General features: G+C 58.0%; 12 protein-coding genes. 7 read left to right on the top strand and 5 right to left on the bottom strand.

Features of this window, described 5'->3' with window-relative positions:
* Positions 1-34 precede the first annotated feature (34 nt).
* Entirely contained in the window at positions 35-1495 is a 1461-nt protein-coding gene (gene gatB / locus QZ725_RS09415; RefSeq protein ID WP_293778863.1) for an Asp-tRNA(Asn)/Glu-tRNA(Gln) amidotransferase subunit GatB, read from the top strand.
* Between the two features lie 509 nt (positions 1496-2004).
* On the opposite strand, the gene QZ725_RS09410 is transcribed toward gatB, so the two are convergent.
* Positions 2005-2589, bottom strand: a complete 585-nt coding sequence (locus QZ725_RS09410; RefSeq protein WP_293778861.1) for a DUF4124 domain-containing protein — start codon at positions 2587-2589, stop codon at positions 2005-2007.
* A 17-nt stretch (positions 2590-2606) separates the two neighbouring features.
* Positions 2607-3275, bottom strand: a complete 669-nt coding sequence (gene pyrE, locus QZ725_RS09405) for an orotate phosphoribosyltransferase (protein ID WP_293778859.1) — start codon at positions 3273-3275, stop codon at positions 2607-2609.
* Positions 3276-3623: 348 nt separating this feature from the next.
* Between pyrE and QZ725_RS09400 the strand changes: the two genes are divergently transcribed.
* The 4 genes from QZ725_RS09400 to QZ725_RS09385 all read left to right on the top strand — a co-directional run bounded on the left by QZ725_RS09400 (position 3624) and on the right by QZ725_RS09385 (position 9436).
* Positions 3624-4397 carry an exodeoxyribonuclease III gene (locus QZ725_RS09400; protein WP_293778857.1) on the top strand — a complete coding sequence of 258 codons (774 nt, stop codon included), beginning with the start codon at positions 3624-3626 and terminating at the stop codon, positions 4395-4397.
* A 167-nt stretch (positions 4398-4564) separates the two neighbouring features.
* Complete coding sequence (locus tag QZ725_RS09395; protein ID WP_293778855.1) at positions 4565-6532, top strand: alkaline phosphatase PhoX; 1968 nt, start codon at positions 4565-4567, stop codon at positions 6530-6532.
* A gap of 228 nt (positions 6533-6760) precedes the next feature.
* Entirely contained in the window at positions 6761-7900 is a 1140-nt protein-coding gene (locus QZ725_RS09390; RefSeq protein WP_293778853.1) for an MFS transporter, read from the top strand.
* Between the two features lie 204 nt (positions 7901-8104).
* Positions 8105-9436: an MFS transporter gene (locus QZ725_RS09385; RefSeq protein ID WP_293778851.1), complete on the top strand. Its 1332-nt coding sequence runs from the start codon at positions 8105-8107 to the stop codon at positions 9434-9436.
* Between the two features lie 24 nt (positions 9437-9460).
* Here the strand turns inward: QZ725_RS09385 and metW are convergent, their stop codons facing one another.
* Entirely contained in the window at positions 9461-10063 is a 603-nt protein-coding gene (gene metW, locus QZ725_RS09380; protein WP_293778849.1) for a methionine biosynthesis protein MetW, read from the bottom strand.
* Positions 10060-11214, bottom strand: coding sequence for a homoserine O-acetyltransferase (locus QZ725_RS09375; RefSeq protein WP_293778846.1), 1155 nt, complete (start codon positions 11212-11214; stop codon positions 10060-10062). Before QZ725_RS09375 ends, metW begins: the two co-directional genes overlap by 4 nt.
* Before the next feature lie 242 nt (positions 11215-11456).
* Here QZ725_RS09375 and QZ725_RS09370 point away from each other — a divergent pair, with 242 nt between their 5' ends.
* Positions 11457-12023 carry a chromate transporter gene (locus tag QZ725_RS09370; protein WP_293778933.1) on the top strand — a complete coding sequence of 189 codons (567 nt, stop codon included), beginning with the start codon at positions 11457-11459 and terminating at the stop codon, positions 12021-12023.
* On the top strand, positions 12020-12604 hold the full coding sequence (locus tag QZ725_RS09365) for a chromate transporter (protein WP_293778844.1): 585 nt from the start codon (positions 12020-12022) through the stop codon (positions 12602-12604). Before QZ725_RS09370 ends, QZ725_RS09365 begins: the two co-directional genes overlap by 4 nt.
* 120 nt (positions 12605-12724) lie before the next feature.
* On the opposite strand, the gene ptsP is transcribed toward QZ725_RS09365, so the two are convergent.
* On the bottom strand, positions 12725-14473 hold the full coding sequence (gene ptsP / locus QZ725_RS09360) for a phosphoenolpyruvate--protein phosphotransferase (protein WP_293778842.1): 1749 nt from the start codon (positions 14471-14473) through the stop codon (positions 12725-12727).
* Positions 14474-14481 lie beyond the last annotated feature (8 nt).

The raw sequence follows: 14481 nt of genomic DNA, 5'->3' as shown, positions 1-14481 counted from the left end.
GTGAACAAGCACAACGCCTGAGAGCGAGGAAATTATGCAGTGGGAAGTCGTCATCGGAATGGAAACGCATGCGCAGTTGACCACCGAATCCAAAATCTTCAGCGGTTCGCCGACACGCTTCGGCGCCGAACCGAATACACAAACATCGCCAGTCGATCTGGCATTGCCCGGCTCGTTACCGGTGATGAACCGTGGTGCGGTCGAACGCGCAATCCAGTTCGGTCTGGCAATCGATGCGCACATCGCACCGCATTCGGTTTTCGCGCGCAAAAACTACTTTTACCCTGATCTGCCCAAGGGCTATCAGATCAGCCAGATGGAGCTGCCGGTCGTACAAGGCGGAAAGGTGTCATTTGCGCTGGAAGTCGATGGCAAGACCGAGATTCGTTCGATCCAACTGACACGCGCGCACCTTGAAGAAGACGCCGGCAAATCGCTGCATGAAGACTATCAGGGCATGACGGGCATCGATCTGAATCGCGCCGGTACGCCGCTGCTGGAAATCGTGACCGAACCCGACATGCGCAGTGCCGCCGAAGCCGTGGCGTATGCCAAGGCATTGCACTCGCTCGTCACGTGGCTCGGCATTTGCGATGGCAACATGCAGGAAGGTTCGTTCCGTTGCGACGCCAACGTATCGGTCCGTCCGGTCGGACAGAAGGAATACGGCACGCGTTGCGAGATCAAGAACCTCAACTCGTTCCGCTTTCTCGAAGACGCGATCAACTACGAAGTGCGTCGCCAGATCGAACTGATCGAAGACGGCGGCCGCGTCGTGCAAGCCACCCGCCTTTACGATCCGGACAAGCGCGAGACGCGTGAAATGCGCAGCAAGGAAGATGCGCAGGATTACCGCTACTTCCCCGATCCCGACCTGCCGCCACTCGTCATCAGCGAGGCATGGATTGCACGCGTGAAGGCGGCGATGCCGGAACTGCCGGCGGCGATGCGCGATCGCTTCGTACAGGACTATGCGCTGTCCGAATACGATGCCGCCATCCTCACGCAATCCAAAGCGATGGCCGCCTACTTTGAAGCAACCGTTGCTGCGGCGGGTAAGGCACAGGCCAAACCGATTGCCAACTGGCTGATGGGCGATGTTGCCTCCACGCTGAATCGCGAAGGCACGGAAATCGATACTGCCCCCGTCAAACCTGCACAACTGGCGCAACTGTTGCAACGCATTACAGACGGCACGATTTCCAACAAGATCGCCAAGGAAGTATTTGCCGGCATGTGGGAAGCCAAATCCGACAGCGCCACGCTCGCTGATGACATCATCGAAGCCAAGGGCCTCAAGCAAATCTCCGACAGCGGCGCACTCGAAGCCATCGTTGATCAAGTACTTGCTGCCAACGAAAAGTCGGTCGCCGAATATCGCGCCGGCAAGGAGCAAGCCATCAATGCACTGATGGGCCAAGCCATGAAAGCCTCGCGCGGCAAGGCCAATCCGGCACAATTGACCGAACTGCTGAAAAAGAAACTGGCGGGCTAATGACTGGCGATGCGCTCGAAATGGACGCATCGAACACAATCCCCATTCTGCCAAAAACAAAAGCGGCGACCAAATAATTGGTCACCGCTTTTTTGTTTCAGAACCTCATCGCTCTCATCACCTGCATGTTTGCCAAGTCCGACAAATTCCGCTTGTACGCAGCCGCTGATGACATGTGCAAATCGGATCAGAAACGAACGTTGTCTGAGCGAAGCGAGTTTCGTTCGTTTCCCGATTTGGGCGTGACAGCAGCGGGAACCCGAAGGGCTGCGTACCGCGGTCGCCTTTCTTTGCCTACTTTCTTTGGCGAACGCAAAGAAAGTAGGTAGCCGCCGGGCTACCCCCGGCAAGTCTCTTCGAAGAAAGCCTATTTTCAGTACCGCAAATAGTCTCCATTCGCTAGCACCATCAGCCTTGCTCAAAGAGCAAAACCAAACCACCCGGCGAATATCCCTCAGCAACACTGCCTTTTAGAACGCCACAAACAACGAGCAACCAAACTCGTTCACTCAAGGCAGCGCACTACCCGCCAATTCACGATACCGCTTCAGCATGCCATCGAACTTGGCGTTGAGCTGCACCAGATCGCCTTCGCTATCACGCAAACTCTTGTCGATTTCCTGCACGCGCTCGCCCAGCAGTTGCTGACGGGGCTTGTTGCCGTCCGCCGCGCTCCAGTCCTTGCGAGCCACATGCAGCGCTGCCTTTTGCTGCACGATCAGATTCGAAAGCGTAGCGCTTTCGCGTTGGCGTGCGGCTTCGATTTCCTGTTCATTGTGGAAGCGTGCCAGTAAGGCACGATCACTGCGGCGACGTTCGGCCAATGCCTCTTCTTCAGCCTGACGCTGGCGGCGCTGCGCTTCCAGCTGCTGCTTCTGTTCAGGCGTCAACGGTGCGGCGATCTCGCGCTTGAGCACACCCTTGTCGCTGTATTCGCGCATGACGCGATCCGCACATTCAGGGATCGGGCGATCGGAAGTCAGTGTGCGGCCGCCACCATCCTTGCAGATGTAAATCCCCGCCTGCGCCATGACAGGACACCACAACACGACAACCACCAGCTTTCTGCCTGCACCTGCCATGCTACCCGTCATGTCGTCCCCTCAACGAATCATGCGGCGATGCCGTATCGCCTGCGATAGGCTGCCACCGCGTCCTTGTACTGCGCCTGTTCCGACGCTGCACCTGCATTCGAAATGTATTCGAACAAGTCTTCCAGATTACCGATCGACACCACCGGAATGCCGTAGGCGTTGCTGACTTCCTGCACGGCCGAGTGCGCAGACAAGGCATCGTCCTTGCCCGAACGTTCCATGCGGTCGAGCGCGATCAGCACCGCGCAGGGCGTGGCACCCGCAGCGCGAATCATGTCCACCGATTCGCGCACCGAGGTACCGGCCGAAATCACGTCGTCGATGATGACCACCCGACCTTCGAGCTTGGCCCCCACAATCGTGCCGCCTTCGCCGTGATCCTTGGCTTCCTTGCGGTTGAAGGCAAACGGCACATCGCGCCCCTTGTTCGCCAGCGCCACGGCTGTCGCCGACGCCAGCGTGATGCCTTTGTAGGCAGGGCCAAACAGCATGTCGAACTCGACGCCCGAATCCAGCAGCGTTTGCGCATAGAACTCGGACAACCGCGCCAGCGTGCCACCCTGGTTGAACAGACCCGCATTGAAGAAATACGGCGAGGTCCGGCCAGCTTTGGTTACAAACTCACCGAAACGCAAGACGCCGGTCTCTACTGAAAATTGAATGAATTCCTGCCGCAAATTGTTCAAAACGACTCCATACAGGCGAAAAGGTGACGAAATTTGTCGCTCAAGGCGACCAAGCGCCACATTTTAAAGCCTTCCCGCGCGAATCATGGCGGGAATGCAAGCGTTGTGCCCGATTTGGCAATGTTTTCAAGGCTTAAAAGCGACTAATAAATTAACGAGCGAGTGTGACCAAGCGATGCTTGCATACGGTACGTGGAGTAGACAAGTCGCGATAACGACGTCAGATGGGTTGATCAGCTGTGCAAGATAGGCCGACTCGGCATTGCACATTCGATCATGGCCGCACTGAAACACGGGCGCGGATCGGTTATCCTGACGCCTCTTTTTTGTCTTGCTCGCGTGGTCTTCATGAAAATCATCTCCGCCAATCTGAACGGTATCCGTTCCGCTGCCCGAAAAGGTTTCTTTCCCTGGATGGCAAAACAGAACGCGGACTACATCTGCGTGCAGGAACTCAAGGCCCAAGTCGGCGACATGACACCTGAATTCCTGACGCCCGAGGGCTACTACGGCTTTTTTCACTATGCCGAAAAGAAAGGCTATTCGGGTGCCGGTGTCTATTGCCGCACGCAGCCGGACAACGTACAGATCGGTTTCAACTGCCCCGAATTCGATGCCGAAGGGCGTTATGTGCAATGCGACTTTGGCAATCTGAGCGTGATCTCGGTCTATTGTCCATCCGGCTCATCGAGCGAGGAACGCCAGCAAGCCAAGTTCCGCTTCATGGACTTGTTTCTGCCACACCTGATCGAGCTGAAAGCATTGGGGCGCGAGTTCGTCATATGTGGCGACTGGAACATCGCACACAACGAAATCGATCTGAAGAACTACAAGGGAAATAAAAAGAATTCAGGCTTCCTGCCGGAAGAACGCGCCTGGCTGACGCGCATTTTCGATGAAGTCGAACTGGTCGATGTATTCCGCAAGATCGATGCACGGCCCGAACAATACACGTGGTGGAGCAATCGCGGTCAGGCATGGGCCAAGAACGTGGGCTGGCGTATCGATTACCAGATTGCCACACCCGCTTTCGCTGCCACCGCACAAGCAGTGTCGATCTACAAGGATGAACGCTTCAGCGATCATGCACCACTGACGATTGAATACGGCTGGCAGCCTTGATTCCATCGAATTCATCAGAGTCATCTACACGCATGCCGAAATGCCGCACGGCATTTCATCCCGCCGTCATAAACCGCGATCAGACTATGCATGCTGGCGCTTTTCATCGCCCAAGCACAGGCTCCCAAATGTAACGGGCTGCGCCGGCGTTTTCTGGAGAATGCCGCATGTCTGATTTGCCCCAACCATCACGTCGTCAGGTTCTGCAATTGCTGGCAGGCATGCCGCTCTTGCCGTTGGCCGGCTCTGCCGCGCTACTCGGCGGCTGTGCCCTTGCCAGACAATCCGATGCGACGCATGTCGCCACGAGCTTCAGCGGCATGGCGGCACCGTCGCTGGAAAATCCGGCGGCGATGGCGACCAACACGGTCGGCTCGCAGATGCATGTGCATTTCAGCGATGGTGCAACGCGTTCTTTCCGTCTCGCCTATCAGCCATTCTTCCTGACCGGCCAATACGTGCCGGATGGCAACGGCGGCACGATACTCGCGGGTGGTTATGTCGATATCCGGAATCGTCCCATCATCGATCGCTCCGTTCACGGCAAGGAACGGCAATGTTTTTCGGATGGGCCGGATGGTTCCTCGCTGCTGAGCGTGCCGGGTGCGAAAGTGAAAGGCGTGAACGGCAATACAGTGTTTGCCGTGGTGCAGTTTGAATACACGACGCGCGATCAGCTTGGCGCGCAAACCGACAAGAACAATGCCTACGGCACGCTGCCGTCGCCGATTGCGGTACTAACGCTGGATCAGGATCCTGCGACTGGCAAGCTCTCGCTGGTCAAATACCACAACGTCGATACATCGCAAGCACATGGCTTATGGATCACCTGCGGTGCCAGCCTGTCGCCATGGAATACGCATCTGTCGAGCGAAGAGTACGAACCCGATGCGCAGTTCATCGAGGATGCGCCTTTCTTCAAGACCTTCAGCCGCAATCTGTATGGCGATGAAGGCCGCGCCAATCCTTATCACTACGGCCACCTGCCCGAAGTGACCGTGCACGCAGACGGCACCGGCAGCGTGACGAAGCACTATTGCCTGGGCCGCATCTCGCATGAACTCGTGCAAGTGATGCCCGACCAGCGCACGGTATTGATGGGTGACGATTACACCAATGGCGGACTGTTTCTGTTCATTGCCGATCGCGCCGCCGACCTGTCGGCTGGTAAGCTGTATGTGGCGAAGCTCGACCCCGGCTTTTCACTCGACCCGGCCGCACCGGGCGCCAAGTTGCGCTGGATTCGCCTCGGCCATGCGCGCAGCGATGAGATCGAAAAGCTGGCCGATACGCTCAAGCCGAGCGACATCATGACGGTGACAAAAAGCGAGCCTGCCGAACCCGGCTTCATGAAAATCTATGCCGATGGCATTGCCAACTGGGTCAAGCTCAAACCCGGCATGGAAAAGGCAGCCGCCTTTCTCGAAACGCACCGCTATGCCAATCTCGTCGGTGCCAGCATGGGCTTTACCAAACTCGAAGGTACGACCGTCAATATCAGCGACAAGGTCGCCTACTCTGCCTTGCAGAACATACAGACCTCGATGGTGCGCAATCATCCGGCATGGCGCGCGTCAGTCAACATCACGGTAGACAAAGCCGTCAACGCCGGCGGCATCTTTGCACACGATTTGCGCGGTGGTCAGCGCGATACCGATGGCAACGCGATGGATAGCGAATGGATTCCGGTGCGCACGCGCGCCTTGCTGATCGGCGAAGACATGGCGGCCGATGCGTTGGGCAACCTCGCCAACCCGGACAAGATCGCCAACCCCGACAATCTCAAGTTTTCGGAAACCATGCGCACGCTGTTCATCGGCGAAGACAGCAGCAGTCACGTCAACAATTTCCTGTGGGCGTACAACGTCGATACGCGCCAGCTTTCGCGCCTGATGTCGGTGCCGGCAGGTGCCGAATCGACAGGGCTGCACGCTGTCGATTCGATCAATGGCTGGACCTACATCATGAGCAACTTCCAGCATCCAGGCGACTGGAGCGACAAGCTGCACGGCAAGGTGAAGGCGCAGCTCGATCCGCTGATCAAGGCCAACTATGGCGATCGCTTCAGCGCTGCGATCGGCTATCTGACGGCAGAGCCTGTGCAACCATCGCTGATGAAAAAAACATCTGCTTGAGCGACAAAATATTTGGCTGAATTTTTGTCAATTTTCAGCCAGAATCGCTGCCTCACTTACCGCTCAGATCGCTATTCAACCACCCGCTCCATCGCAACGACCAGCCTCATCGTGCCAGTTGAAAGCAAGCAGACTTTCAACCTATGGCGCACGTGGCTGACGCCCGATTCAGCGAAGCCCTACAATGACGGTTTGCCGCAGTTTGCGGCCTCTTTTCTTCCATCCCGCATGAGCACCATCGCCGTTCCCGCGCCACGTCTGGCGCGCATTGCCACCCCGTTCCTGTTCATCCTGCTGGGCGTCGTCTACGCCTCGTGGGCAGCTCGCATTCCGGCGATTCGCGACAATTTGTTGCTTAGCCCTGCCCAACTCGGCTTCGTGTTGCTGGGCGCAGGCTTTGGCGCCGTTACGTCGTTTCCACTGGCAGCGTGGCTGGTTGATCGCTTCGGCGGCCCCAAGGCTGCATGGTTTGCCGGACTCGGTCTGCTGCTCACCATGCCATGCCTTGCCATTGCGCCATCGCTTGCCTGGCTGATCGCGGCAGCTTTCGTGCTCGGCGCTGGCTCTGGCTGTTTCGATGTCGCCATCAATGCGATTGGTACCGAGCAGGAGAAACTGGCCGGACGTTCGACAATGTCGCTGCTGCATGCGTGGTTCTGCGTTGGTACGCTTTCCGGCGCCTTGCTGGGTGCGGCAATGGCCGGCATGGGTATCACGGTTGTCATGCATTTCAGTCTGGTTGCCATCGGCATGCTGCCGCTGCTCTACCTGTGCGCGCACAGTCTGCCCTCGCTACGCGCCGAGCGTGACCCGACGCGCAAGCTGTTTGCCGTCGCGCACGGCCCGCTGGTGATGCTGGGCATCATCGGTTTTTGCGGCGCCGTGGCGGAAGGATCGATTGCCGACTGGAGCGGCGTCTTCATGACGGACCGCCTGCACGTGCATGATGGCGTGGCACCCCTGGCATTCGCCGGTTTCGCCTGCCTGATGCTGTTGGCTCGGTTGGTATGCGACCGTTTCAAGGATCGTTTCGGTGCGCGCAAGGTGGTCAGTAGCGGTGCCGTGCTGGCCGCCATTGGCATTCTCGTAGCCATTCTCGCCATCAATGTGCCGCTGACGATTGCCGGCTTCGCGCTGGCGGGTGCCGGTCTGGCCGCCGTGTTTCCCTTTGTCTTCAGCGCCGCCGGCAGACATGGTTCGACGGCGCTGGCAGCAGTCGCCACCTTCAGCTATAGCGGTGGCTTGATCGGCCCGCCCGTGATCGGCTTTCTGGCACAGCATTGGGGTCTTTCGATCGGATTGACCTTCGTGGCGGTGCTGGCCATCGGCATTGCGATTGCTGCCAGCCGGGCGCGCTGGCTCGAATAAAACCGGGGCAATGCATGTCGATGCCGACCATGCGTCCTCGCTTCGGATTGCACGACGCATCTGGTGCCCATTCGCCGTGTTGCTTGACCGCTGTTGCCATTGCGTCGCACCCCTGATCCCGCTTGCTGATGCCATGCTCTTGTGTCAGCATCAGCCACTGACCGGCAAGCAGCCGGCGTCTCTTTTATCCAAGGCAGCAGAAACATGATTTTTCGCAACAGCAGCGTCCCTCGACGCTCGTGGTCGGACACCCTCAAGGTCTACTTTGAACCCGCCACGTTGCGCATGCTGTTTCTCGGCTTTTCTGCCGGCCTGCCGCTGATGTTGGTGCTGGGCACCCTGAGTTTCTGGCTGCGGGAAGCCGGCATCGACCGCAGCACCATCGGTTATCTGAGCTGGGTCGGCCTGGCCTATGCATTCAAATGGGCATGGGCACCGCTGGTCGATCGCATGCCGATTCCTTTGCTGACGCGCAAGATGGGCCGTCGCCGTAGCTGGCTGCTGCTGTCGCAACTGGCGATCATTGGTGGTTTGTGCGGCATGGCATTCAACGATCCGCAACTCGCGCTGGAACCCGTAGTCTGGTGTGCGCTGGCAGTCGCCTTCGGTTCGGCGACGCAGGATATTGCGCTCGATGCCTTCCGTATCGAATCTGCCGACACCGACCGTCAGCCAGCGCTGGCGGCCAACTATCAGACCGGCTATCGGCTGGCGATGATCTGGGCCGGTGCCGGCGTATTGTGGATTGCAGCGCGCGCCGAACTCAGCGATGTGGCCGGCTATCAGGCGCTGGCCTGGCGCACCGCGTATCTGGTGATGGCGGCATCGATGCTGGTAGGCGTAGTGACCGTACTGTTCTGCAAGGAGCCTGCACGACGTGTCATGCCGCCAGCCAAGAATCTGGCAGCATGGATCGACGACGTCGTGATTGGCCCGTTCCGCGAATTCATCCTGCGCTATCGCTGGCAGGCCGTGATCATCCTTTCGCTGATTGCCGTCTATCGCATCAGTGATGTGGTGATGGGCATCATGGCCAATCCGTTTTATGTGGACATGGGCTACAGCAAGGATGAAGTCGCCGCGGTCACCAAAGTGTTCGGCGTGATCATGACGCTGGTAGGTGCCTTCATCGGTGGCTCGCTGTCGATGCGTTTCGGCATGATGCGTATCCTGATGCTGGGCGCGATCCTGAGCGCTGCAAGCAATCTGCTGTTCGTCTGGCTGTCGCATCACGGCCATGACGTGACGGCGCTAATGCTCGTCGTGTCGGCCGACAACCTGGCTGGTGGCATCGCCAGTGCAGCTTTCATCGGTTATCTGTCGAGCCTGACCAACATCAGCTATTCGGCCACGCAATACGCGCTGTTCAGTTCGATGATGCTGCTGGTGCCGAAATTCATCGCCGGCTACTCGGGTGCGTATGTGGATGCCTTCGGCTATGCGAATTTCTTCACGGCGACGGCGCTGCTCGGCGTGCCGGTGCTGTTCCTGCTGTGGCTGGCCGCCCGCGTGGTGCCAGCCCGCAAAGCGGAGTGATCTGAAGCGATGACGACTGACGCGTCAAGCTTTGCGCAAACGGAATACGGCCAGACTGCCGCGCCAGTTGGGTAGAAAGTCGACCGGCTTGCCGTCATCGAGCGCCACGCAATCAATCACCTGCAAACCGACTTCGACTGCCAGCGCCTCGAAATCACGAATGGTCGCGCAACGTAGGTTGGGCGTGTCGTACCACTCGTAAGGCAGGCTCTTGGAAACCGGCATGCGGCCCCGCAGTAAGGCGATGCGATGCGGCCAGTAACCGAAATTGGGGAAGGAGACGATCGCCTCGTGCCCAACGCGCGCGATGTCGCGCAACACGCCTTCGACATCCTTCATCATCTGCAGCGCGGACAGGCACAACACGGTATCGAACGTGTTGTCGCGGAAGATCGATAAACCCGTTTCCAGATCGCGCTGGATCACCGACACGCCGCGTTCGACGCACTGCGGAATCATGGCGTCATCGATCTCGATGCCGTAACCGCTGCACTGCTTGTCGGTCTGCAGATACTGCAGCATGACACCATTGCCGCACGCCAGATCAAGCACGCGCGTTCGCTTGCGAACCCAGTGCGCGATGAAGGCCAGATCGGGACGCAGGATGCTCAATTCGTCGAAAGTCATGCCTGCTCTCCTGCCAGTTGTTTGGCGCCGATCTCGGCTGCCATTCCGTCGAAATACGCACGCACCACGTTCATGTAGCGGGCATCGTCGAGCAGGAAAGCATCGTGACCATGCGGCGCGTCGATTTCTGCATACGTCACGACACGCTGGTTATCGACCAGCGCCTGGACAATCTCGCGACTGCGCTCCGGCGCAAAGCGCCAGTCGGTCGTGAACGACACCACCAAGAATTTGGCGCGCGTGACTTCGAGCGCCTTCGACAAGTCGCCACCGTGATCACGTGCCGGATCGAAATAATCGAGCGCCTTGGTAATCAGCAGATACGTGTTGGCATCGAAGTATTCGGAAAACTTGTCGCCCTGATAGCGCAGATAGGACTCGATCTCGAAATCGATCCCAAAGCCGAACTGATAACTGCCCGAACGCAACTCACGCCCAAACTTGGCCGCCATCACGTCGTCAGACAGATAAGTGATATGGCCGAGCATGCGCGCCACGCGCAAACCGTTTTTCGGCACCACGCCATGCTCGTAAAAATCGCCGCCGTGATAGTCGGGATCGGTCAGAATCGCCTGCCGCGCCACATCGTCGAAGGCGATGTTTTGCGTCGACAGCTTGGGCGTCGAGGCAATCACGAGGCAATGTCGCAAGCGTTCAGGAAACTGGATGCTCCACGACAAGGCTTGCATGCCACCCAGCGAACCGCCCATGACCGCTGCAAACTGCGTAATCCCCAACGCATCGGCTAGGCGTGCCTGCGCCTTTACCCAGTCTTCCACCGTCACCACCGGAAAATGCGCGCCATAGGGCTTGCCCGTCGCCGGATTCGTATGCATCGGCCCTGTCGAACCGAAACACGAACCAAGGTTATTGACGCCGATGACGAAGAAGCGATCCGTATCCAGCGGCTTGCCCGGCCCTACCATGTTGTCCCACCAGCCACGCGTGCCCTTGTCGTCACCATAGGTGCCCGCCACATGATGCGAGGCATTCAGCGCATGGCACACCAGCACGGCATTGGAACGATCGGCATTGAGCGTGCCGTAGGTTTCATAGACAAGCGTGTAGTCGGCGATCTGCGCCCCGCTCTGCAAAAGCAGCGGTTCGGCAAAAAACATCGATTGCGGCGAGACGATTCCGAGAGAAGTCATGGCATCCGGTCAATAAGGCACAAACCCGCAGCGCGTGAAATATTCCACCACGCACCAAAAACAAAAAAGCCCGGAAGCAAGTTGCTTACGGGCTAATGTCTGAACTCTGTCGAGTACGCTTTAGCCGTATTTGTTACGCGCCCGCAAGCTGATCTCAAATCGGCGCAATGGTGCAAGGATAAACAAGTCGTGCGAGGCCGTCAAACGACGTCTAAAATTGTCTTTTTACAAAGGTCGAAAATATTGTGAATAGCCTGACATCCTGCCCAAAAAATTGTCTAGACCTATTCCTTTCGTTCACCTTGCTCTCACTGCAGGGCTTCGGTGGCGTCATGGCGGTGGTCCAGCGCGAACTGGTGGAGCGCAAGCGCTGGCTGACACGCGAAGAATTCATCGAGGATTGGGCAATCGCGCAAACCCTGCCGGGACCGAACGTGGTGAATCTGTCGGTCATCGTCGGCAATCGTTATTTTGGCGCGAGCGGCGCATTGGCTGCATTTGCCGGCATGCTCATCGCACCGTTGCTACTCATTCTCGGCATCGCCATTCTTTACGCTCCTTTTGCCGATCAACCGCAAGTGGGTGGTGCGCTCAAGGGCATGGGGGCCGTTGCGGCCGGACTGATCCTGGCAACGGGCATTCGCTTGATGGGTGCCTTGCGCAATAATCCGCTCGGCATGAAATTGTGTCTGCTGTTAACGGCAGCCTGCTTTATCGCGGTGGCACTCTTGCGCTTGCCATTGATCTATCCGCTGTTCAGCATCGGCTTACTCGGCAGCCTGCTTGCCTATGCGCGGCTCAAGTCATGAGCACCACACTTTCCCTCTCGATGCAGGCGAACGAATGGTTGCACCTGTTTTTGCATTACCTGGCTTTGTCACTGTTATCTGTCGGCGGCGCACTGGCTACTGCTCCCGAGATGCATCGCTATCTGGTCGATCAACAGCATTGGCTCACCGACGCACAATTCAATAGCTCGATCACGATTGCGCAGTCTGCGCCGGGCCCCAATATCCTGTTCGTGGCATTGATGGGCTGGAATATCGGGCTCAATGCCGGCGGCATGCTGCCCGGCTTGCTGGGCATGCTACTGACGATGACCGGCATGCTGCTGCCCAGCACACTGTTCACCTACTACGTTTCACGCTGGGTGCAACGTCATCGGGACATATGCGCCGTACGTGCATTCCGCCTCGGCTTGGGGCCGGTTGTGATCGGCCTGGTACTCGCCACTGGATGGTTGATGGCCGGCACACACGGCTTGCCATGGCAAGCGTGGCCGTTGTGGCTGATGACGACGGCAACGGTTGTCCTGATGCTCACCACGCGCATTCAAATTCTGTGGTTGCTGATTGCAGGTGCGGTAATCGGTGCCACGCTGCTAGCGTGATGCATCCATAAGAACACGACGGGAAAAATGGCGTAGAGACGATGACTAGAGGCCACACTGTGCACGGCATGCGCATTGCACAGCCAATGGCATCACCGCACGACAAGCGGCAATCGCGCGTTATAACTGCTGCAGCTTTTCGATCACCTCATTGATGGCGCGCGGCTCGTAAGTGCGCAACAGCTTGCGCGTCACGGGCTCGATCAAACCGAGATCACTGTTGATGATTTCATTCTTCACTGCCAGCAACTGGGCCGGATGCATCGAAAATTCACGCAATCCCATGCCTAGCAACAATCGCGTCATCTTGATGTCGCCTGCCATCTCGCCACACACGGAGATCGGCAATCCCGCCTTGATGGCGGTACCGATCGTGTGCGACAGCAGGAACAAAATCGCCGGATGCAGCGGATTGTAAAGATGCGCGACTTCATGATCCACACGGTCGATCGCCAGCGTGTACTGAATCAGGTCGTTGGTGCCGATCGACAGAAAGTTCAGACGCTTGATGAACAAGGGCAATGCCAAAGCCGCTGCCGGGATTTCGATCATCGCACCGATCGGCAAGGCTTCATCGAACTTGATCTTTTCCTTGCGCAACTGGGTCTTGGCCTGCTCGATCAAGGCCAGCGTCTGCTCGATCTCGGATGCATGCGCCAGCATTGGAATCAGCAACTTGATCGAACCAAATGCCGAAGCACGCAAGATGGCGCGCAACTGCGTCAGAAACATTTGCGGCTCGGACAGGCAGAAACGAATCGCACGCCGCCCCAGCGCCGGATTGAGCGAGGAATGTTCCATGAAATCGATCGGCTTGTCGGCACCGCTATCGAGCGTACGGATCGTGACCGGCCGCCCCTTCATCGCAATGACAGCCTGCTTGTAGGAAATGAACTGCTCTTCCTCGCTGGGCAGCGGCGCGCCCTCAGGGCGATTCATGAACAGGAACTCGGAACGGAACAAGCCCACGCCATGCGCACCGCCTTCGAGCGCCTGCGGGCAATCGTCGGGAAATTCGATATTGGCGAGCAGGGTGATCGGCGTGCCATCGCGCGTGACCGATGGCGTCTTGCGAATCTTGCCCAGCTTCTTGCGATCGCGCACCTGCCTGGCGTGCTTCTCGCGATACTGTTCGAGTACCAGCGGCGACGGTGCGACGACCACCACGCCGGCATCGCCATCGATGATCAGCCAGTCATTCTGCTTGACGAGTGTGGAAGCATTTGAAACGCCGACCGTGGCCGGAATATCAAGACTGCGCGCCACAATGGCCGTATGCGAGTTTTGTCCGCCCAGATCGGTGATGAAGCCGCTGAAGGCACGGTCACGGAATTGCAGCATGTCGGCAGGCGAAATGTCGCGGGCCACCACGATCATGGCGGGCGTACCTTCGCTGACTTCATCGATGCGTGGCAGCAGATTAGCTGTGCCGGTCAACACCTTCAGCACGCGCTCGCCAACCTGTTCGATATCGGCCTTACGCTCGCGCAGATAGGCATCTTCGACTTCGTCGAACTGCGCGGACAATTCCTCGATCTGCGTTGCCAATGCCCATTCGGCGTTGTAATGACGCGTGCGGATGATATCGAGTGGAATTTCCGACAGCATCGGATCCGACAGAATCAGCACGTGGACGTCGATGAACGCACCCAGCTCGGCGGGCGCATCCTTGGGCAACTCGCTCCAGAGCGTCTGCAATTCGGTGTGGACGGTGGCAATTGCCGATTGCAATCGCTGCACTTCGGTTTCCACCTGATCAGCAGCGATCAGGTAATGCTGTACATCCAGTGCAGCCGGCGAAAGAATGTGCGCACGGCCAATCGCAATACCGCGCGAAACCGGAATACCGTGGAGCGTGAAGGAAGTCATCGGAGCCG

The organism is uncultured Oxalicibacterium sp. (assembly GCF_913776015.1).
Lineage (GTDB): Bacteria > Pseudomonadota > Gammaproteobacteria > Burkholderiales > Burkholderiaceae_D > Oxalicibacterium.
The sequence above is the reverse complement of the archived record's forward strand: the minus strand, read 5'-3'. Positions and strand labels throughout refer to the sequence as shown.